The 20,484-nt window shown below is 40.7% G+C and carries 17 protein-coding genes and 1 pseudogene; 10 read left to right on the top strand and 8 right to left on the bottom strand.

The window, feature by feature from the left end:
- Nucleotides 1–224, bottom strand: a pseudogene (locus LEP1GSC060_RS19900) (hypothetical protein); the annotation flags it as partial.
- A 432-nt stretch (nucleotides 225–656) separates the two neighbouring features.
- Nucleotides 657–1,943, bottom strand: a complete 1,287-nt coding sequence (locus LEP1GSC060_RS04505) for a PilZ domain-containing protein (RefSeq protein WP_002996517.1) — start codon at nucleotides 1,941–1,943, stop codon at nucleotides 657–659.
- 270 nt (nucleotides 1,944–2,213) lie between these two features.
- Here LEP1GSC060_RS04505 and LEP1GSC060_RS04500 point away from each other — a divergent pair, with 270 nt between their 5' ends.
- Nucleotides 2,214–2,741 carry a hypothetical protein gene (locus LEP1GSC060_RS04500; protein WP_002996598.1) on the top strand — a complete coding sequence of 176 codons (528 nt, stop codon included), beginning with the start codon at nucleotides 2,214–2,216 and terminating at the stop codon, nucleotides 2,739–2,741.
- Nucleotides 2,741–3,541: an enoyl-CoA hydratase/isomerase family protein gene (locus LEP1GSC060_RS04495; RefSeq protein WP_002996613.1), complete on the top strand. Its 801-nt coding sequence runs from the start codon at nucleotides 2,741–2,743 to the stop codon at nucleotides 3,539–3,541. The genes LEP1GSC060_RS04500 and LEP1GSC060_RS04495 overlap by 1 nt, the downstream gene beginning before the upstream one ends.
- Nucleotides 3,542–3,781: 240 nt before the next feature.
- Here the strand turns inward: LEP1GSC060_RS04495 and LEP1GSC060_RS04490 are convergent, their stop codons facing one another.
- Complete coding sequence (locus LEP1GSC060_RS04490) at nucleotides 3,782–5,041, bottom strand: putative glycoside hydrolase (RefSeq protein WP_002996571.1); 1,260 nt, start codon at nucleotides 5,039–5,041, stop codon at nucleotides 3,782–3,784.
- A gap of 607 nt (nucleotides 5,042–5,648) precedes the next feature.
- Between LEP1GSC060_RS04490 and LEP1GSC060_RS04480 the strand changes: the two genes are divergently transcribed.
- The 5 genes from LEP1GSC060_RS04480 (at nucleotide 5,649) to LEP1GSC060_RS04460 (ending at nucleotide 12,261) form a co-directional block, all read left to right on the top strand.
- The gene (locus LEP1GSC060_RS04480) at nucleotides 5,649–6,590 is read left to right on the top strand and encodes a histone deacetylase family protein (RefSeq protein WP_002996726.1); all 942 of its coding nucleotides are present in this window, start codon (nucleotides 5,649–5,651) and stop codon (nucleotides 6,588–6,590) included.
- 466 nt (nucleotides 6,591–7,056) lie between these two features.
- On the top strand, nucleotides 7,057–7,572 hold the full coding sequence (locus LEP1GSC060_RS04475) for a DUF1564 family protein (protein ID WP_002996695.1): 516 nt from the start codon (nucleotides 7,057–7,059) through the stop codon (nucleotides 7,570–7,572).
- A 43-nt stretch (nucleotides 7,573–7,615) separates the two neighbouring features.
- Complete coding sequence (locus LEP1GSC060_RS04470; protein WP_002996642.1) at nucleotides 7,616–7,819, top strand: hypothetical protein; 204 nt, start codon at nucleotides 7,616–7,618, stop codon at nucleotides 7,817–7,819.
- A gap of 423 nt (nucleotides 7,820–8,242) precedes the next feature.
- Complete coding sequence (locus LEP1GSC060_RS04465; RefSeq protein WP_036095344.1) at nucleotides 8,243–10,273, top strand: NHL repeat-containing protein; 2,031 nt, start codon at nucleotides 8,243–8,245, stop codon at nucleotides 10,271–10,273.
- Nucleotides 10,270–12,261, top strand: a complete 1,992-nt coding sequence (locus LEP1GSC060_RS04460) for a tetratricopeptide repeat protein (RefSeq protein ID WP_002996644.1) — start codon at nucleotides 10,270–10,272, stop codon at nucleotides 12,259–12,261. Before LEP1GSC060_RS04465 ends, LEP1GSC060_RS04460 begins: the two co-directional genes overlap by 4 nt.
- Here LEP1GSC060_RS04460 and LEP1GSC060_RS04455 read toward each other — a convergent pair.
- Both LEP1GSC060_RS04455 and LEP1GSC060_RS04450 read right to left on the bottom strand, forming a co-directional pair.
- A complete protein-coding gene (locus LEP1GSC060_RS04455) occupies nucleotides 12,258–12,884 on the bottom strand; it encodes a hypothetical protein (RefSeq protein ID WP_002996577.1) in 627 nt (208 codons plus the stop codon). The genes LEP1GSC060_RS04460 and LEP1GSC060_RS04455 overlap by 4 nt on opposite strands.
- 206 nt (nucleotides 12,885–13,090) lie before the next feature.
- The gene (locus LEP1GSC060_RS04450; protein WP_002996759.1) at nucleotides 13,091–13,543 is read right to left on the bottom strand and encodes a methylglyoxal synthase; all 453 of its coding nucleotides are present in this window, start codon (nucleotides 13,541–13,543) and stop codon (nucleotides 13,091–13,093) included.
- Between the two features lie 147 nt (nucleotides 13,544–13,690).
- Here LEP1GSC060_RS04450 and LEP1GSC060_RS04445 point away from each other — a divergent pair, with 147 nt between their 5' ends.
- A complete protein-coding gene (locus LEP1GSC060_RS04445; RefSeq protein ID WP_002996488.1) occupies nucleotides 13,691–14,494 on the top strand; it encodes an FcpA-related putative periplasmic flagellar protein in 804 nt (267 codons plus the stop codon).
- A gap of 501 nt (nucleotides 14,495–14,995) precedes the next feature.
- On the opposite strand, the gene LEP1GSC060_RS04440 is transcribed toward LEP1GSC060_RS04445, so the two are convergent.
- From LEP1GSC060_RS04440 to miaB, 3 genes are read right to left on the bottom strand one after another with little or no spacing between them, the layout of a single operon-like run.
- Complete coding sequence (locus LEP1GSC060_RS04440; RefSeq protein ID WP_036095342.1) at nucleotides 14,996–15,823, bottom strand: hypothetical protein; 828 nt, start codon at nucleotides 15,821–15,823, stop codon at nucleotides 14,996–14,998.
- A 40-nt stretch (nucleotides 15,824–15,863) separates the two neighbouring features.
- Complete coding sequence (locus tag LEP1GSC060_RS04435) at nucleotides 15,864–17,747, bottom strand: LptF/LptG family permease (RefSeq protein WP_036095340.1); 1,884 nt, start codon at nucleotides 17,745–17,747, stop codon at nucleotides 15,864–15,866.
- The gene (gene miaB, locus LEP1GSC060_RS04430; RefSeq protein ID WP_036095339.1) at nucleotides 17,744–19,093 is read right to left on the bottom strand and encodes a tRNA (N6-isopentenyl adenosine(37)-C2)-methylthiotransferase MiaB; all 1,350 of its coding nucleotides are present in this window, start codon (nucleotides 19,091–19,093) and stop codon (nucleotides 17,744–17,746) included. Before miaB ends, LEP1GSC060_RS04435 begins: the two co-directional genes overlap by 4 nt.
- A gap of 108 nt (nucleotides 19,094–19,201) precedes the next feature.
- Between miaB and LEP1GSC060_RS04425 the strand changes: the two genes are divergently transcribed.
- On the top strand, nucleotides 19,202–19,795 hold the full coding sequence (locus LEP1GSC060_RS04425; RefSeq protein WP_036095337.1) for a J domain-containing protein: 594 nt from the start codon (nucleotides 19,202–19,204) through the stop codon (nucleotides 19,793–19,795).
- Entirely contained in the window at nucleotides 19,792–20,436 is a 645-nt protein-coding gene (locus tag LEP1GSC060_RS04420) for a hypothetical protein (protein WP_036095336.1), read from the top strand. The genes LEP1GSC060_RS04425 and LEP1GSC060_RS04420 overlap by 4 nt, the downstream gene beginning before the upstream one ends.
- Nucleotides 20,437–20,484: the final 48 nt, after the last annotated feature.

Genomic DNA, 20,484 nt, shown 5'->3' with positions numbered 1-20,484 from the left:
ACACCTAGTATGTTTACTAATATTTCGTTTAATGATTCAAACACTTGCGGATTTAATTTCTCCCGCGCTAAGGAAAACGCTTGTTTCGTCACAGCTTTCTTTCCTAAATTCTTAAAATATCTATATAACTCGACCGCTAAGCTTTTGTTTAATAAGTTTATCATGGCTATAAGCAACCTCGGTAGGGTTAGTTGACGATTCCGAGTAAAAGCACTCGGTTTCATTCGCGCGATTTCCAGAATCTTTCTGGAATATATCCAAGCTTCTAATTCGCCTATGACTGTTATTCTTTCTTGCCCATGTCTTCTTGTCGTACTAAATTCTTTAATCTTTAGTCTTTTTTCTTAAATTGACAGCATTGATCCATAGCGAGCGAGATTGCCAACGAGCAGCAGAGCGTTGCGAGTGGCTCCCAACGAAGTTGGGAAATTTTGTTGGAACACAATGAAATCTGCATATTCAGAAAAGCTCCTAATCCATAGCTCCTAACCTGCATATTCGGTAAAACTCCTAACATCTAATCCCTAGCCACTTGAAACCCCAATCTCGCGCTCTAAAACGCGATCCGTAGATTAACGTGAGTTCTGCCGATCGAAATAATAATCGTTTTCGCATTCGTTATACCGAACTTACGTTAATTAGTCACAAACGATTCCCTACTCGGAAAGCACACGCCTTGTTCTTGTAAAAATATATCTCTGAAGAACCAACATGTCGTCCGGGTTGGAATCGAAAAAGTTCACTCCGAGATGATATTTACCGTCTTCTACGACGATATAACGAACGACCTCCCCTCTTAAGATCAGAGTCTTCTCAGAAACAGGAATAAACATTTTTATAATATTATGTTTTTTTAAATATTGAAAAATCCTCTTTTCTTCGATCTCGAATAAAAGCCCGTTGATACTGATATCCACTACCCGAGTCCCGACTTTAGAATGTCCGTAGTTGTCTTCTCGAATGAAGATTTTGGTTATCGAATAGCTGAAAATTTCCGCCAGTTCAATCAAATAACCCACCTGAACGGGTGTAATCGCATAACGATCCATAGCCGAAGTATAAACACGCACATAACCCACGACGTCGTTGAATAATCGAATCGGTAAAACGAGATAAGAAATCACAAACTCGCGGATTTCCTTTTTTTGAAGCTCCCGAAAAAAATTATCCGCATAATCCTGTCCGGTTTCAAGTACCATTCGTATGTATTCTTCACGGTAGTTTTCCGCGGCAGATTCCGAATCCTCGTTTTCACCGATATAATTTACGATCAGGGACGTATCGGGTATAAATACGGGTCGATCGTTCCTGCGAATAAAGGACTCTAAAAACGTTTCTTCGCGATCCTTTGCAAAAAACACAAACTCGTATTCCTTGGAAACGTTGGAAATATATTCCGATATTATAATATTAATTAATCGTAAATTTGGATTATCCTTTTTGATTTCCCGCATGAGATTATTGAATCTCTGTTCCACTTGAATATTTCTACCGATCTCCCTTCCTCCGCCGGAAAGCGACCTGAAAAGTATCACGTAATTCATGAATAGATCGTCTACGAAAACTCGGACGTTCTTTCTAAAGGACGCCGCCTGTAGCTCCGACGGAATTCGGATTTGAACGATCGATTCGTCCAAAAATTCGAGAATGATGACCTCGAATTGATAGAGAATATTCATGATTTCAAAACTGATTTTCGCCCTTAAAGTCAATCCTTGGGTCGCGCCCGGAATTCTTAGACTTACGCTCGTTTCTTCTATGTTTTCCACGACGGCAAAGAATCTATGTCCGTCGTAGTCGAATGGAAATTCTATGTCGTCCGCTTTGAGATAATAAAATAGATGTTTTACGAGATTGATGTCGGTTCCGATGATCGTTTCGCCGAACATCGTTTCCAGGATTGTGATGAGTTCTTGTAAACTGTCCGATCTTCCGACTGCCATAGATTTTGTTTCTGTTTGGAAAGAATTCTATCTTGAATATCGGTTTCTCGGAAGTCGGAATTCAGTCGGGAAGATATCAAGGTGTTAGAGGGGTTACGGTTCGTTACAGGAGGAGATCCGACATTTAACGGATAAACACGAGAAAAATGATACATAACGCAAGTTTTGCGTAATAAAGATGAGCCCTTTTTAGGTAAGTTCCCAAGAGTTTTTAGAATATATCCCGAAAAAATCCGTGGGAAGGAGCGAGAATATCCCGAAAAAGATGGTATGGATATTAGAAAGTCGGAACTCAATCCAGAATTATTTGATATGATGAAACAAGGAAAGTTGTCAGCCGGAAAAATTCTGGATCTGATCGCTCTCAAGGAACTTGTTGATAGATTTGCAGCCGCCCCTTTTATTGAGCAAGATAAGATAGAACAAATTAAAGAAAAAACCGGTACGGAACCGGATATCCTAACCTGGGGAGATTATTTTCAAACCGAAATTGCATCCAGATATTTTGAAAAGTCGGAAGTCGACTTCAAAAAAATTCTGGAAACGATTCGATTCGATCTCATCTCCGCACATTTGATTTTTTCGGGAAAACCGGAATACTTTCAGGATTCCGTCAGAGGCCAAGCGCTAATTTCAAAATCCATCGACTCTAGTTTCTGGACTTTAGAAGACGAGGAAGCGGTTCATCTGGAAACCCTTCTCGAATATTATACGCAGATGGGAATCGGAGAAAAACCGTTGACCGTATCCGATCGAATCTGGTATGAAAGTTTCGAACTGGAGAGAAAAGCAGTTTAATGGGATTCATTGATCAAGACACAATCGACTTAGGTTCAGGAAACAAAATCCTGACCTTAAGTTTTAACAACGCTGAAACCAGAAATTCTATGACCCGGGAAATGGGTTTAGAATTCAAAAAAATCATCGACGGGTTGATAGAAACTTCCGAAAAACATAAACCGAGAGTTGTGATTTTAACCGGAAAGAATGATATCTTTTCCGCGGGCGGTAATTTCGAATTATTAAAGTCCTTCTCAACCAAGGATTATGAAACGAACAAAAAAACTATGTTCGAATTCTATAATCTTTTTTTATCCGTAAGACGTTTGAACATTCCTGTAATCTGCGCGGCAAACGGTCATGCAATCGGAGCCGGATTTTCGCTTACTTTCGCATGCGATATCCGAGTTTTTGCCAATGAAGCCAAATATCAGTTTAACTTTGTTAAACTTGGAATCCACCCCGGTATGGGTTCAAGCTATATCGTAAAAGAATTATTCGGAACTCAAATTGCAAACCGGCTTTTATTTTTAGCGGAAACCTTAAATGGAGAAGACGCGTTCCGACTCGGACTTTGTAACGATTCAGTTCCGCAAAAGGAAGTCCTGGGAAGAGCGACTGAAATCGCAATCGCATTGTCCGAAAGCGCACCTTTAGCGCTCAGTGAGTTAAAAAAGAACACTTACGACAAAGAAAAATTAGAAGCCGCGCTTAAGAAAGAAGCCGAATCTCAGGCAAGGAATTTTATTTCGGCGGATTTTAAAGAAACAATCAAAGCCATCGAGCAGAAAAGAAAACCTGTCTTCAAAGGGCTATAAAGTAACGTGAGTTCGGCCTAACCAATGCGAAAGCGATTGTAGTGGAAATTCCGTAAGGAATTGGAACATTATGTTGCGACCGCAGGAGCAACACTTTAGTTCAAGCGAACAACTCAGCGTCTCGCTCCTACGGTCGCTCGGGAAACTCAGTGAACGCCTTCCTATGGGTCGGCGCTCAGGGAGCGAACGCACCTGAGTTTTTTATTCGCCCAAATTTTCTTATATCGAACTTACGTTAAATTAATTCTTTTTTATCTCTTCGTCGTAATCCTTTAACGCCTGGAACGTTGATTCGTAATCGTTCCAAGCATTCCAAACTACAAATCCATGCCCCCCGCTATCGTACGAAGCTTTTATCTGTGCTTTGATATAATCTGAAAGTGTGAGTTCCGACTTTTTAACGGACATGTTAAAACCTTGAATGTAAGGAATGACTCTCGTTGTATTCAGCGATCTTTTGATAGTGAGAAGAGTTCCGTCATAAACGGTTTGATAGGGATTTTTGATTTTAGCCGGCATGCCGTAAAAGTGCGATGGATAAAGCATCGGATAGAGAACGTCTACAATCTGAGCGAATATTTCCACTTTTTGTCCGATCATATCATTTTGGTTGAAGGGGATCCGACCAAAAATATCAGCTCCTATATACGGAAGATTTTCGCATTTGAGAGTTTCTTTTCTTATATTCTTGATAATTTCGGAAATATTTTTATACCTTGTTTCGTAAGTTAGTTTTAATTGAAGATTATCGGCGTAACGAATGTAATCCAATTGAATTTCCGGAAAACCGGACTTACAAGCAGCTTGAATCGATTTGTATATGGAAGTAATTCTTTGGTTTGACGGCTTTTCAGTCGGAAGTCCGCCGTCAAAATTCACAACTCTGGCAACGGGATAAAATCCTTCGGCCACCAAAGTTTCTACAATTTCCTTTGGCGGAGCGAAGGGTTGAATATCCATCACAAGAAAATTGACTCCGTATTGTTTCCCTTTTTTCCTGATATTATAAAATTCTTTCGCTTTCTTCAAAGTTCTTTGCGAAATATAAATTCCCCGCGAAAATTCCGGAACTTTTATATTAGAAATCGTTTGTAATTCGGAATTCTCTAAAGAATTGTCTCTATCCTGAGTTGCTACGACTTCCATTTTTGCACCCACAGCGGACCCGGATTTGAACGATTGATCCTTAGGCTGATTTATAAGCGTTTTAGACTTTATTCCCGTAACCGGCTTACTAAGAGTTTGTCCCAAAACGTTTCGAGTTTTTTCGGCATCGCATTCATTTCCGCAATTTTCGTATGTTTTGGCACGAGTTCTATTTTCTTTTTTTTCTATAATTTCCGGAGATCCGACCGCGACATCATCTCGAGACTCGGAAAGAACCGTTTCCGGAGAATTCTTCTTCGTATTATTTCTTTTTGGAAAGGGAAGATCAAAATCAGGAAACGAAGGAAAGATCCAAAAGAAAAAAGTCAGGATAAAAATGATAATTTTATTCATAGAATTTAAAAGTTATAAAAGGATCAAAAAGGTTTTAGAGCCTGTCCCAAAACTTAAAACAATCGCGGCCATTCCTATCAATTCATAGGGTTTTGGGGCCGACTCTTATCTTAAAATTCATCGCAAAAATCTTATGCTTATCTCGAAATACCCTTTAGCAACATAATGAACTACTTTTAAGACGGACTTTGGTTCTTAATAAATGTCGGAATTCAATACGTTCAACTAAAAAACAGTTTAAAATTCAATGTTAAAATCAAATTATTTTTCAGATTTTGGATAAAACAACCACGAACAAAATCAAAAAGGAGGAAGTGTCAAGCTTCCTCGAGCAATCTGATAGGAAGGCGCTCGAAGTTTCCTTTTACTTCGAGTTTGTTCTAAAACATCTTGGATTTTTTCCGCATTGCATTCATTCTCGCATTTTTCGTAGGTTTTTGGGACAAGTCTTTATCAAAAAGGTCAAATCGCAAGATCTGTTCCGATTTCAAAACGGGCTCTCGTTTCAAAAAATTCGTCTCCATCTTGACAAGATATTATTTTTAATTGTTCTAACAATTCAATCCGGTATATCCATTCAAAAAAGAAATTCAGGATAGGATTGAAAATGGCGACAGGTTTTATTTATTCACAGGATTTCCTCTACCATAACGCAGATCCTAAAATTCAACACTACGAGAATTCCGACAGACTACTTGCATGTCTAAATAAATTACATCAGACCAGTTATTTCACTTCTTTATTTGTTCCCGAAATGAAGAAGGTTTCACATGAATTTTTCAATGAAATTCACTCTCATGATCATCTTCAAAAAATTGAAAGTTCCAAAGGGAAAAGGGGTTATTTTGATCCCGATACTCCTTTTACGGAAAAATCGTGGATGGCCGCTTATGCAGCCGCCAATTCAGGCATAACACTGGCCGATGCCTTAATTTCAGGAGTCATAAAGAACGGATTTTCCCTTCTCAGACCTCCGGGGCATCATGCGGAACACAATCGAATTATGGGTTTTTGTATTCTAAACAATGTCGCTATTACCGCTCGATATTTACAAAAAAGCGGATTCAAGAAAATCTTTATCATTGATTGGGATGTTCATCATGGAAATGGAACCCAGGAAATTTTTTATCAAAATCCAAATGTTTTTTACCTATCGATTCATCAATTTCCTTTTTATCCCATGACCGGTCTTTTAAGTGAAACGGGAAAAGACGAGGGAATCGGAACCACGAAAAATATCCCGATGCAAGTGAATTCCGACAATCAAGCTTATATTCGGAAATTTAAAGAAATCGTGATTCCAACAATGGAACATTTTAAACCGGATATCGTCTTAATATCCGCAGGTTTTGACGCACATAAAGAAGATCCCCTAGGAGGAATGAATATCACAACAAAGGGGTTTGAAGACCTGACTCGAATCGTTTTAGAAAGCGCCGACAAAATCTGCGGAGGTAAAGTATTATCCTTTTTAGAAGGGGGATACGATTTAAAAGCTTTATCGGAATCTGTGGAAGCCCATTTGGCAGTTTTAAATTTTTTTTCTTAGGGTATGGCAAAGCTTCGATCAATAGTTCGTATGAAGAATCGAATCGAGGTTGTCCTAAAACTTGTCGGAAGTTATCGCAAAAATGGCCTAATGATCTTCTGAAACTTCGTTTTAACGTGAGTTCGGCGTAACCAATGCGAACGCGATTATATGTTGCGACCGAGGAAACGCAGGCAGATACTTCTCTATGGATCGGCGCTCAGGGAGTTGTTGCACTCGAGTTTCCGATTCGCCCAAACTTTCTTATACCGAATTCACGTTAGTTTTAAGACGCAATAAGGAATTTCTTAGATTAACTCTAAGATACTTTCGTCCTTGGAATCGTTTCGTTACTGTTTTGAAGTTTTGATACAAATTCTGAACCGATCATTTTTTTGCATTCAATGGATATTTTCTTAAATTTTTTTTCATTTCATCGAGATGTCTGAACTCCTTCTGTAACCGCTTTCTTTGGGGGGAGATAAAAATGCAAAAAAATCATTTAAACATTTTCACTGAGTTCAAAGGTAAATCCAAAAAAGATACAGGACCATCTGATTTATTAATTCCAACATACTTAGATGCATTCATTCAAAAACAAATCAAAAAACATAAGAATTTAAAGAATTACTTTCATTATTTGATACTCAAATTTCAAAAAAGAAATCCGTTCTCTAAATTCCCGGATACGGCTTTCAGAAAAACTCTTTACCAACCAAAGTGCTTACGACTCATTCGGTATTCTTTTCGTCCCGATTACCAAGATTGGTATGAAGCAAAGTTTGCAGGGTTTTATTTCGGGATATCGGTTTGCAGACTCTTTTCTCGACTCGCCGATTTGGACAGGGAAGAAGATTCGCAAAGTAAAAATTTAGAGGATGAACTTATAAAGTTAAGAAAACAAGAAGTCCCTCTTCACTTTTATTTTACGATTTTTTCCAATCAAAAATTGATTTTGAAGAAAATTTTGTACGAAAAAAATTTCGAGTTGAATAGCGCATAATTTTCCGTTTTTTTATCGGCAAGATCCGATATTGGAAGAAGAAATGGAAGTGGAAGAAAAACTTAAGCATATTGAAATAAGTTTTAGAAACTATATCTTCATCTTGGATTTTCTCATCAGAGAAACGAGGGCAGAGCTTTCTGAAAACGCCGCTAAGAGAGAAATTTGGCTAGAGCATCACCGAAACTGGAAACAGAGTCGTAAAGTTTTTGAAAATGTTTCCTTGCAAAGCCATGAAAATTTCTAGCGAAAAATCCGTCTTTATAGAGAATTTATCCGTATAAGTTCAACTTTGTTTTTACACTTCTTGATTTCACAAAAAGTATAAAACAACTGAGATTTTGTTCTATAACTTTCAAAGTTCAAGAACGTCCTCGGTTCATGCAAAAAGAAGCCGAAAACAAATCCTAAAAGATTACAAAGAAACAAATTGTGATTTATCAAAGTGGCCTGTAATCATTCCTCTCAAGTTCAAGTTGGTTACAAATCGATTCTTCCGAAAGACCTTAATGTTTGGGAATTCCGACATTTTCTTTTGAATACAGTTTCGCTAAACAAGCTTAGATCATACTTTCACACCATGGTTATTCTTGAGTCTTAGGTAAAAAATTCTTGAAATTATGTCTCTTTCATCTGCTTATAGAGATAAGGGCAAATTAAGCATTTACATATGCATTTCAGTCGATTTTTTATTATTTTAATCTTTATCTCCACCACGCTTTCTTTGAATTCCGACGGACTTCCAAACTTTTCCATCCAGGAAAAGGAAGCAAGAACCCAATTTACAAGAGGCTTTTCTTATTTTAATAACTCACAATATTCATCCTCACGAGAAAGCTTCTTGAAAGCACTTTCGATTAAGAATGATTTTACATTGGCTCGGCTTCTACTTTCAAACTCATATTATCTCTCCGGGGATTGGCCCGAGAGTATGTCGGAACTAGAACAAATAGAAAAAACCACAGGCCTCAATCAAATTCAAAAAACGAGATTAGACGCGCTCAGAATTAATTTAGCGGGCGGAAGCCAAGATTTGGCGGTGCGTTATTATTCCTCAATCTTAGGCGATGACCTCAGGCGTTTTAGATTCCGCAATCCTTCCGACGTAGCCGTCGATGACGACGGATTTCTATATATCCTTTCCTTTGACACGGCAAACATTGTAAAGTTTGATCCGAACGGTAACCCAATGGATAACTTCAAAGGTTCCTTAGGTCGGAACTTAGCGGGCCCCCTATTCTTCTCATTGAGAGGAAATTCAATTTTTGTGGCAGACTTTAAGTCCGATAAGATTTATGAGTTCAATACAAGAGGCGAATATCTCAATCGGTTCGGAAATTCAGGAAAAGCGAATGGGGAATTTCACGGGCCGACCGGAATCTTCTTCACAAAAGACGGATATCTTTATGTCTCCGATTCCGGAAACAATCGAATTCAGAAGTTAAAAACGGACGGCGCCTTCGTTCAAGAAATCGGGGTCGGAATTCTGCGCAACCCATCCGGACTCAAAGTAAATTCCAAAGGCGAAATCTACGTGGCCGATCGCGGGAATTCCAGAATCGCAGTATTCGATTCCGAAGGGAACTTTCTCAGGGAAATTACGAACCCAAATATCCTATCGTCTCCCCGCAATCTAACGATTCGCAAAAACGAGATCCATATCTCCGACGAAAAGTCGGGACTCGTCATTTACAATACCCTAGACAATACTTGGAGATTATTGGATTCCTTTCGAGATTCAAAAAACGTAGTACGAAAACTAAACCAACCTTTTTCATCGGCCTTCGATTACACGGGAACACAATTCATCGCGGACTTCAATCGGCACCGAGTGGAAATTTTTAGCCCCTCCAATCAATTATCCTCCAACATGGACATCGTATTAGAAAAGGTTTTAAACCGAGAATACCCGGACATTTCGGTATTTCTCCGCGTAAGAGATCGATCAGGACGGGATATCAAGGCGATTCCGAGAAACTCCATTAAAGTTTATGAATATGGAAACCTTTCTCCATTGATCGGACTTGCCGACATGCGGCAATTCAACAATCGAATCTCAGTGTCCCTCGTTTATGAAAACACTCCCGAAATCAAATCCGCCTATCCGGTATTCGAAAAGTCCCTGAAACCTTTTCTAACCTCGCTGCGACAACACGACGGAATCGAAGTCCTTCGTTCCGGAACGGAATTGATCAAAGCCGCCGATTTCAACTATTCAATGCATGAGATTTTTAGAATATTACGAACTTCTCCTAACGATTCGAGTTCTAAAACGGGCAAAGCGATTTACAGGGGAATATCCGATTTACTCGATCGTCTCGGACCGAGGATCGTTTTAGTTTTGATTTCAGGTAGCTCGTATCCGGATTCGTTTACTCAGATCTCGCCGGAAAAAATCATCCGCTATTCCAAAGCACATTCGATTCCAGTATATTTCCTATCGCTTTCGGATTCCGGACCCGCAGTCCAAACGTATAAAATGATTGCGGCCTCCACCGGAGGCCAATTCATCTCAATTCCGGGCGAAGGAATGGAAAAGAACCTTTACAACTCCTTTTTATCTCATAAGGACAGACGTTATATCGTATCTTTCAAAAGCAGAGTGGACGCGGACAAAAAAGATTTTTACATCCCTTTGGTCATCGAGGCGAACTTTAGAAACACTTCGGGTAAAACCGAAGCGGGATTCTTTACAAAATGATCTTAAATATTTTACAAAGACGCTTCCTTTATATCCTGATCCTATACTTATTCATAGAGCCGATTTCTTCCCAGGATACGATTCGAAAAATTCAAGAAGGCGAATCCTTTCTTAAGGATCGCAATTATGCGGCGGCCTATCAATCCTTTTCCGAAGCGTCCCGTTCCAATCCGATGTCGCCTCGTTCTTTACTGGGACTCGCGGACGCGGCAAAACATCTACATAAGGATAAGGAATCTTTAGAGGCATATAACAAGGTCCTCGCACTCGAACCGGCAAACAAGGCCGCGATCAAAGGGGCCGCTTTAGCTTACGTTCGTAAAAAAGAATATAAGAATTCTCTAAATCTCTTAAAACCTTTGTTGGAAACGGATCCGTTGGATCCGGTTTTGGCGCCGGTTCAAATTCAAATTCTTTTGGAGATGGGAAATTACGAATCCGCCCTAAAAAAACTCGAAAGCTCCAAATCCAAATTTCAAAACTCCAAAGAGGTTCAAATTTTAGAAGCGAAGGTAAACGGTAAGACGGGTAACTTTTCCAAATCCTATCATCTTTGGAACACGGTCCTCGCTACTTCCTCGGATGATCCCGAATTATTCTTCAATATGGCCTCGTTACTGATCGATTGGTCCGAAAAAAATTCCGATCTAGAAAGAAAACAAAAGTTGGAAGCGGCGGCTGAAAAATTAGAAAGAGCCGTTTCCTTATATCCCGATTTTGAAGAAGCGATTGATTGGCTAGCAAGAATCAAAATCTGGCAAGGAGATTTTTCCTCGGCGGCTTCGCTTGCCGGCAAACTCGTTTCTCTTTATCCTCAAAATCCCTTATATATCTATTTGAAAACGTTTGCCGAAGAAAAAGGAACGAACTCCGCAAAGGATACGCTTAAAAACGATTTAACCGAAATATTAAGATTAGATGATTTAGATTCGATATCGAGGCAAAAAGCGGAGTCTGTCGCGCTCGATCATTTTCCGGAGAATCATTCCTTTCGAAGAAAACTCGGAGAATATAGAATGCAACGCTTTCGTTCCTCTAAAAATTCTCTTCTTTACGATCTGGCTTCTCATCATCTTGCAACCGCAAAAGAACTCATTCCCGGTCAACCGGAAGTGCAATTTCAAACCTTATCCGAGTATAAAAGAACCGGATTTTTTCCGCGTTATCTCAATCTTCTTTTATTCTTGAGAAAAAAATATCCCGAAAATCAAAAGTATCAGTATGAAATTGAAAATCTTCTGAACTCGACAAAACAATCGATCGCCTACAAAGAGGGATTGGTCGAAATCACCGGCGACATTCTTGTGGAAAACTACGGAAGAACTCCGCCGGTTCTATTGTTGTTCGATCTTTCCGATAAATCCTATTTGGGCGATTATCCGGATCTCGCGTCTTTAGTTTCCTCTTCCGTGCGTAAAAATCTTTCCTTAAATCCTACGATTGCCCTTTCGGACGTTTTGGAATCCGCTCGAAATAACCCGGCTTCTTTTGATATTAAAGCCGATCCTTATACCGGGATTTTATCTTTTACGGAATCCACCTTTCTCAAAATCAAAAACTCCGCAAAAAACGGGATCAAACCCAGATTCGTAGTTTACGGTTCTCTAAAGTACGAAAACCGTTCGTTAAATATCGACTGGACGATCAAGGATTCCAAACACGAAAAAATACTTTCCACATTCAGAATATTCGCAAAAGGAAGGGACTTTATTCCGGAAGCATCCGCGAGATCCGTTTCCAAAATTTTAGCTGCGATCCCTCCGAGCGGTTCCGTTTTGAAAGTGAAAGACGAAGATATCATCGTCAACGTCGGAACTCTGGACGGTTTAAAAAAAGGAGATAAGATTCAGATCTTCAATAGTTCCGGAAAATCGGGAGAAGCGACGATAGAGGAAACCGATTACTTTCTTTCCAGAGCCGTTCCGGATAACGGAAACAACAGTTTAAAGGCGATCTCCGAAGGCGATCGAGTACTATGGAAACGTTAGTCACGCTGAATCGGAAAATCGCTGAAATAATCCAATATCCCATCCGCGATTGAACTTTCGATTTTCAGGATTTCTTCGGCTTTGTGACGATCGACCAAAGTCAAAGTCCAAATTCTTCCTTGGATTTTCACTTTAGAAATTCCTAATTCTCCGGCGCGAATCGGAAACCAATTCGGAAACTCGGAGCGATTCGAGTAAGTTCTCGTTCGATCGCTTTTGAATACGTTTCGATTTGTCCGTATCTTAAAACGATTTAGAAAAATATGATATTCTATCTCCAAATCCACGTCCGGGTAAATTATAAATTCATTATTTTCCGAATTCCAATCGATTTTCGAACCTTCCAGGCAAATCTCGTCCTCTTCGGAAATTTCCACGAGAACCGGATACGAATGTACGGTTTTTAGATTTTTCTTTCGATCATAACCCACTTGAACGTTTGTGTGCCCGTTTTTTCTTTCAATTCTTACTTGAAACGCGGATTCCGGCCGATCGGCAAGATGTGCTCGAATCAACGAAGCGGCCTCTTGGGAAAATCGCAAAGGAAGAACGAAGTTTAGGCGTCTCTTAAAAATACCGGGAATGATTTTGATCGACATCGGAGCGTAATCCCTTTCCGTCATATCCAACCTCGCAAATACTCGGATCGCAAGATCAATCTGTCGGAACTACGAGAAATTTGAAAACTTTTTCTATATCAGAAAATCATACTTTTTGCAAGTAAAAAACCGCGTTCTTGTCGAAACGCATTCGTTTCATCGTATATAAAATCCTAATTCCTAAAGACTAACCACTCGCCACTGGAAACGCTTGCCGGAAACAATCCTAATCACGATCCGTCCCTTTTGATTTTCCGATCGTAATTCAAAAGAATCTTTTTGTAAGATATCATAAATTGCGGAGAACTGATCATATAATCGGCGGTCGATCGATTACAAGCCATCGGGACGTTATAAAGTACGGCGATCCTAAGTAACGCTTTTACATCCGGATCATGGGGTTGAGCGGTAAGGGGATCCCAGAAAAAGATTACGATATCCAGTTCGCCCTCCGCGATTTTAGCTCCGATCTGTTGATCTCCTCCCAACGGACCGGAAAGAAATCTGTAAACCGGAAGTCCGGTCTCTTCGTTTATCAATTTTCCGGTCGTCCCCGTTCCGAATAGATGATGTCCGGAAAGGATTTCTCTGTGAGTTTTAACCCAGGACACCAAATCCTCTTTACGATTATCGTGTGCGACGAGCGCGATCCTCTTGGTTGCCGGTACGGAAACTGCTTTCATTCTTTGTGACTCTTTCTGGATTGTTTTCGCTCTAATTTTTGGATGACGCAAATTTCAGAACAATCCTAAATTGACCTCAGATATTTTTTTTCAAAGTCGATCCGTGATCCTTTTCGCGTTTTTTCTTTGTCCCTGGACCAATCTCCGATGAACCATTCTTCGTTTTATTTCAGATTCCTTCCGATCTTATTTTTCATATTCCATTCTCCTTTTATGTTCGGTAACGAACAAACACCGAACGAAAAAAAAATCGAAATTCTAATCCCCGACGGAAGCAACGGAGAATCCGATTGGGGTAAAGATTCTCTTCAGTTCCAAGACTTGGATTTATTGGGGGACGCAAGCGAAGAAAATTCCAAAAATCTTTTCGAAAAATCGAAAGAGGATTTTCTAAGTTCCGTCGATCGTTTTAGAAAAACGAACGACCTCGCCGATGCAAAACGGAAAGAATTCGATCGGCAGACTTTTGAAGCGGATCGTTACGAATGGCAAAAGAAAAATCGCCGCGAAAATTTCGAAAGATCCCTTGCGAGAGATCGGATCAAATCCAGATCGGATTCCATTCATCTTTTAGTTTCTTCGATGAATTCCTTGGAAAAGATCCAGAATCAAAAAATCAAAGACTCCGAATCTTATCGCGATCTACAAGCAAACATTTATAGGGAATACATCAAACACCAACTCGCCTTAAAAAATTTTTTGCAAGCGATGGATCTTTTGGAAAGATACATTCAAATCGGAAACAAATACTACGAGGACTCGGAGGCTCAGGGTTTTCTTGCAAACTGTTACGAAAGAGCGTATCGACTTTCTAAAAAGAATCGGGACGATCAAGCTCGGGAAAAATACGATATTCTCCGAAAAAAACACGGACTTTTGTACGCGGAGTTTAAGTTCGGAAAGAACTCCGCGGATTACAAAGAATTCTCCAGAGAACTGTTTAGAGATTAAAAAAAACGTTTGGAAAAAACGATTGAGCTCAAGAGACACATTACAGTTTTTTAATAAACGTGAGTTCGGCATAACCAATGCGAAAGCGATTGAAACGAGATCAACAAATTGAAATGACGAAAGAAAACCGTTTTTCGATCGATCCGTCAATTTGTTGATCAGAGCAGAAACTAAAAAACTCAATCTCGCTTCGCGATAAAAACTCAATCTCGCTTCGCGAGATAGGTTCGGCCTACCAAGGCCGGATTCCAAACTTTCTTATACCGAATTCACGTTAATAAAGATCCGGCCCAAAACAATCGCAGCAATACACGGAGATCCTGATAAAGCGAAGACAAAATTGGGTTGGGAATCATTCAAAGAATTCTTGAAAATTACGACCTAAGCGGATTTCGAATCGGTAGGAATCAATCTCTAAAATACATTCCAATTTTAGAATATAACAACTCAAGCAACTAACGCTTCCGAAGCGGGGCGTCGGAGTTATGAACAAACTCCCGACTAAATTCCCAGACGTTTTTTCAGATTTCGATTTTCTTCGATCAGGTCCCTGATCTCTTTTTCGGTGTATGCAAAAAGACGATCCTGCGCTTCGAGAATTCGATCCAATTGAATCTCTTCTATATGAGAATAACTGAGCGCTTGTTCGGTCGCCTTTTTAAAATCAAGGGCGTCCTTGAGTTCCTGAGTTTTCATGGAATCCAAAATCTCGGAAACTTTGAGACGTTCGTGGAGGGCGAGTAGTTCCCTGTTTTTCAGTTCGTTCACTCTTTCCAAGGCTTTGTTGATTTCTTCGTTGTTCTTTTTGACCTTGGATTCGAATTCTAAGATGGCTTGTAAAGCTTCGTTCGCTTTGGCCGCGTCCTTATATTCTTTCTGAGCCAGTTCGAAAACTCCTTCAAAAAATCCTATGTTCGTCAAACAACTGTTACCGATTTCGTTGGCAGCAAGTTTATAAAACTCGGATTGAATCGTTCTGTCCAAAATCAGTCTTAAATTTCTCGGATGAACCGGATGTTCGAGCACTTCAATTTTACCGTTTTCGGGAACAATTCCGTTGATCTTTTCGGCGTCGTCCGAATAAACCATGATCAAACTTGCATAAGGATGAAGTTCAAACTTTCTGATAAATTCGCGGATCCGATTCCACTCCTCCAAATTTACGGAAAGAAAAAAGATATGGATATCCGCCTTTAGCAGATCGATCGCACCGAGACCGTCCAGAGGAACCTTGCTCAACTCGATATTTACGCGAGGATGTTTCCAGATTTGAATCGGGAATTCTTTCCCCGAAGTAAGATGCCAAATGATCGCGTTTTTTTGACTCATTGTATTATTCATTCTAACACTAACCGCCGATTTTCCCGGGTCAAGGACCTCTTTTCGTAATCTTTTTTATCTTTCCCCATATACTTAAACGTTCTAATCTCTCTGTCAATTTTGATTTTTGATCGGAAATTTTATCCAGAAATTTTTGAATCGGTTTCGGTAAATCCATATCGGTTCTTTTGATCATAATATTGACGCTCAGAATAGCGATCAGAATATTCGCGCTCCATGGACCGATCCAATCCGGAACCTTATCATTATAGGAAATCGTACTTCCCAAGGTAAAAAATGTAAAGTAGATCATTAGAAAAACGACCGCAAGCGTAAAACTCATTCCCTTGCCGGAACGTTTGACCACGAGCCCCAACGGAAACGAGATAAAGAAAAAAATCAAACAAGAAATCGGCATTGCGATTCTTCTATGAATTTCCACGTTAAAATCCGTTAAAACCTTTTTACCCTGTTGCATCAAAGCCATCAACTGAGTCAGAACGGAATATTGTTGAGTCATCTGATCCGGCGTCAGAGTTCCGTTAGCCGCTCCCATGGCGAGTTCGATCTTCATCTGCTCCACCATTTGTTTGAGTCCGATCAAACCTTTTATGTGAACTCCCATCTCTTTTAAGGTTTCAAGTCCCGGAATTTTTTCAAGTCCGTCGCTTTCAATATTGTTTCGAATTTGAAAAAGAACCGGCATGGAAAAAGTTTCCGGTTTTACGTTTAACTCCAACGTCTTCTTTTCCTTTCCCTTAGGAATATTATAATCCATTTCTCCGTTTCTGAAATCGGTTACGGAAAAACTTTTTCGATCGTCGCTCCACTCCAAGATCCAACCGTCTTTAAGACGAATGGATTTTTCATATTCCCCGTCGGGTCCGAGTTTTTCCACGAGGTTTCCCTTGCTCGCATTGATGATCTGAATGATCCGAGAACCTCCCATCGGAATCATTTTTCCGCCGATATGAAAGTATTCGTTTCCTTCAAGGAAAATTTCCCACTCCCGGATCTGAACTCCTCTGAGTTGTCCGGTGTCCGGATTCATTCCTTCGGTGTACATGGTTCTCGCTCTTTTTTCAAAAAGGTCCTGCATCTTATCTCCGCTGAACTGACCGGGGGTGATCGCAAGCAGAGGGTTGTAAGCAAGAACCCATTTGTTGAACTCGTTCATCTTTCTCGTGTTTTCCGGAGAAAGATAAAAGTTCAGATAGGCTACGGCCAAAGCCATGACGAAACCGAATGCAAGAAAGTTAATATAGATTCGAGGGAAACTGACTCCTGCGGATCGAATCGCGGTAATTTCCGAATCTCCCGAAAGTCTTCCCGCCGCCATAATTCCGCTCATAAGACACGCCATCGGAATCGTCATCGGAAGAGTGTTTGCAAGAAGATAACCGAAGTAGTCCAAAAGACGAAGCGGATCCACGCCTTTTCCCACAAAAAGACCGATCATCTTTTGAAGGGCTAAAACCATATAAACCATGGTAAAAAACGCAAGAGCGACCAAAAACGGAGAAAGAATTTCCCCCAGAATGTATCGATCCAAAATCGGAATCACCATATAAAACTTACGTTTGTCCGTATGGACTTTAAAATCCGGCGGAAGATCCTCCACGCCGCTAAGACGAACGGTTCTTAGATCCGCGCCGGAACTCGCCGTATTTTTTTTAGGGGAAGAATCTATCGAAGAAGAAAGTTCCGACGACTTCGGTTTAGCGTTTTTTTTGTTAAACGAAGAATCCGAACTTTTCTCGGAAGAAGAGACCTTTTTCGTATTCTTTTGGTTAGGCGGTAAATCGGAATTTTTCTCGGAAGAAAAAACTTTTTTTATCTTAGGATCCGTTTCGGAAAAACTCGTTTTTTCTGAGGACGTACGCGCTGCCGATTTTTTAGCGGAAACCTTCTTTCGATTGTCGCCATTCTTCAAGCAAGGATCCTCCCTTTGAGAGTCGCGCTGGTCGCGCTTTCGATTCGTACGGAAACCGTAGAACCGATCATCTCGGAAACGTTTTTTCCTTCGGGAAGCGGAAACACGGCCATTCTACCGCAAGGAGTTCTTCCACAGAGTTGTTTTTCCGACTTGCGAGAAGTGTTTTCAATCAAAATTGAATATACTCTTCCGATTCGGGAACGATTTTGTTCGTGAGAAATCGAAGTTTGTAAGTCCACGAGTTTTGTAAGTCTTGCGGACTTCGTTTCTTCGGGAACATTGTCCGGAAGTTTTCTCCGGGCCATCGTCCCCTCTCTTTCCGAATACTTGAACATGAACGCCATATCGAATTGCACTTCGCGAACCACGGAAAGAGTGTCCTCGAATTCTTCCTCGGTTTCGTTCGGAAAACCTACGATGATATCGGTCGTAATTCCCACATCGGGAACGATGTCTCGGATCACTCGAACAACGTCCAAAAATTCTTCCTTGGAATAGGAACGTTTCATCTCTTCCAGAACTCTCGTATTACCGGCTTGTAGCGGAAGATGGACGTTCGGACAAAAACGAGGATTTTCCGCCATCAATCGGAGGAGATGAACCGGAAAATCCTTCGGATGCGGGGAAGTGAATCGGATTCTTTCGATGGTAGTTTCCTCCAGAAGCATCCGGATGAGCGCGGCAAAATCCTGTCCTTGCTCTTGGTAAGAATTTACATTCTGTCCCAAAAGAGTGACCTGCCGGATTCCCTTCTCCACGAGATCCCGAACTTCCCGTACGATACTTTGCGGGTCCCGGCTTCTTTCTCTTCCGCGCGTATAAGGTACGACACAAAAAGTACAAAAATTATTACAGCCCCTCATGATCGTGACGAAGGCTTGGATTCCGCTGACGACCCTGGGTTCGATTTCGTCGTAGGTTTCGATTTTAGAAAGACGGGTGAGAGAGATGGTATTTTCTCCACCTCGGATTCTTTGGATGAGTTCGGGAAGACTTCTGTAATTGTCCGGTCCTACGACCAGATCCAGAGGAAGTTCCTGATGGAAAAGATCGTCCCCTAAATTCTGAGCCATACAACCGAGAACTCCGATGACTAGTTTCGGATTCCTTTTTTTCAGATACCCGAGGGACTGGAGGCGGTTGTAAATCTTTGCGTGGGCGTTTTCCCGGATCGCGCAGGTGTTCAAAAAGATAATGTCGGAATTCTCCGGGTCGGGAGAAGAGGAATATTCGGCGTCCTTCATCAAACTGGAAACGATCCCGGAGTCGTATTCGTTCATTTGGCAGCCATATGTCTCAATATAGACTTTTCCCGCCTTTTTTTCTGGTTCCAGAATACCCATAGAACTTAATTTCTGCTTGCAGGACGGGCTGTAAAGGGGTTTTCCATAGGTAGGGATTGAGTGATTTTTCCGTAGGAATCCGGAATTCTCCCCTTTTTTAGATTGTTTATGGCAGTGAACACTAAACTGAACTACTACCGACTTCTGGATGTTTCCCGGAGTTCCGACCAACGCAAAATAGAGTCTGCGTACCGGGATTATTTGGAAAAACTGGAATCCGATCCCTGGAACCCGTCCAGAGAATTGGACCGAGAAGAAGGAACCAGAGCCTACCTCACCTTAAGTTCTCCGGAAGTGAGGGAGGAATACGATAAAACCCTGGACTATGAGTTCCTACTTTTAGATACCACCAAGATCCCTGAAGAATTTGAGTCATTCTATAACGTGCAAAAATTATCGGAAGGAGACGAAACCAGAGAGTTTTATTCTCGGTTTTTAGAATTCAAAAGAGATCTAGAAAATACTCTGAAAGATCTGAGGATCACGGTATTATTTTTTCTAAGCGCGTTTTCACTCTTAACAATTTTTGCTCTTCTGATGGCCTTAGCCCTGAAAAATGGTTTTCTCTCGACCGGTGTCGAACTCTTTTACAGAAAGTGGGGAATTCTTTGTTCTGCGGGAATTCTCTTTTTAGGATATACGGTCTTTCGGAAAATCCTAAGTCCAAAAAAAACCAGAGTCGATCGGCCACCTATCCATTGAAGACAACAGCAAAAAAAAACGACCCTAAACATCTCGCAGAGGATGAGATCTCTTATTACTACTCCCTACTCCAAGAAGAGTTAACCGAATTTGATTGTGGAGAATTGTGTAAACCCGACAATGATGGGATTCCTTTTTGTTGTATCGCGGATAACGCAGTTCCGACTTTATACCGTTCCGAATTTTCTATGTTACAAAAGAGAACGGATCTCTGGAAAGTTTGGAAACCGGAAACGGAAGTGGATAAGAAGATGCTTGCGGAATACGATTCCAAAGAAACTCTCTTTTGCGAATGTAAAGGAATTCAATTTTGTGAAAGGGACAACCGCTCCATCAGTTGCAGAACCTTTCCTCTCGAACCTTACTTGGACACAAGGGGAGTTTTCGTCGGTCTCGTCTTTATGAAAGAATTTACGGGTAAATGTCCTCTGACTCTCAGAGCGAAAGACATCCGACAAGAATTCGTGGACTCGCATTTTATCTTTTGGGAAAAACTTCTCTTTCGTTTGGATTCGGAATACGAAACCTTCTGGAACTCGTCCAAATCCTATCGCCGTTCCCGCGCAAAAACCGGTAAAAAATTTCCGATTTTCTTTCCGAGTCATCTTCGCGGGAAAGAATATTTGGAACCATACCTTTGAGTTTTCTTAAAATCATGTCGGAATTCGAAAACGAATGGGATATATATT

Origin of the sequence: Leptospira weilii serovar Ranarum str. ICFT, from assembly GCF_000332415.1 — a bacterium.
In the GTDB taxonomy this organism is placed as follows: domain Bacteria; phylum Spirochaetota; class Leptospiria; order Leptospirales; family Leptospiraceae; genus Leptospira; species Leptospira weilii_A.
This window is presented reverse-complemented; position numbering and strand designations above follow the sequence as displayed.

Excerpts from the sequence above, each read along its gene's own strand:
- LEP1GSC060_RS04495 (WP_002996613.1), top strand. The coding sequence starts at position 2,741 with ATGGGATTCATTGATCAAGACACAATCGACTTAGGTTCAGGAAACAAA.
- LEP1GSC060_RS04460 (WP_002996644.1), top strand. The coding sequence starts at position 10,270 with ATGATCTTAAATATTTTACAAAGACGCTTCCTTTATATCCTGATCCTA.
- LEP1GSC060_RS04425 (WP_036095337.1), top strand. The coding sequence starts at position 19,202 with ATGGCAGTGAACACTAAACTGAACTACTACCGACTTCTGGATGTTTCC.
- LEP1GSC060_RS04455 (WP_002996577.1), bottom strand. The coding sequence starts at position 12,884 with ATGACGGAAAGGGATTACGCTCCGATGTCGATCAAAATCATTCCCGGT.
- LEP1GSC060_RS04505 (WP_002996517.1), bottom strand. The coding sequence starts at position 1,943 with ATGGCAGTCGGAAGATCGGACAGTTTACAAGAACTCATCACAATCCTG.
- LEP1GSC060_RS04470 (WP_002996642.1), top strand. The coding sequence starts at position 7,616 with ATGGAAGTGGAAGAAAAACTTAAGCATATTGAAATAAGTTTTAGAAAC.
- LEP1GSC060_RS04465 (WP_036095344.1), top strand. The coding sequence starts at position 8,243 with ATGCATTTCAGTCGATTTTTTATTATTTTAATCTTTATCTCCACCACG.
- LEP1GSC060_RS04450 (WP_002996759.1), bottom strand. The coding sequence starts at position 13,543 with ATGAAAGCAGTTTCCGTACCGGCAACCAAGAGGATCGCGCTCGTCGCA.
- LEP1GSC060_RS04445 (WP_002996488.1), top strand. The coding sequence starts at position 13,691 with ATGAACCATTCTTCGTTTTATTTCAGATTCCTTCCGATCTTATTTTTC.
- LEP1GSC060_RS04475 (WP_002996695.1), top strand. The coding sequence starts at position 7,057 with ATGCAAAAAAATCATTTAAACATTTTCACTGAGTTCAAAGGTAAATCC.
- LEP1GSC060_RS04480 (WP_002996726.1), top strand. The coding sequence starts at position 5,649 with ATGGCGACAGGTTTTATTTATTCACAGGATTTCCTCTACCATAACGCA.
- LEP1GSC060_RS04490 (WP_002996571.1), bottom strand. The coding sequence starts at position 5,041 with ATGAATAAAATTATCATTTTTATCCTGACTTTTTTCTTTTGGATCTTT.
- miaB (WP_036095339.1), bottom strand. The coding sequence starts at position 19,093 with ATGGGTATTCTGGAACCAGAAAAAAAGGCGGGAAAAGTCTATATTGAG.
- LEP1GSC060_RS04500 (WP_002996598.1), top strand. The coding sequence starts at position 2,214 with ATGGATATTAGAAAGTCGGAACTCAATCCAGAATTATTTGATATGATG.
- LEP1GSC060_RS04440 (WP_036095342.1), bottom strand. The coding sequence starts at position 15,823 with ATGAGTCAAAAAAACGCGATCATTTGGCATCTTACTTCGGGGAAAGAA.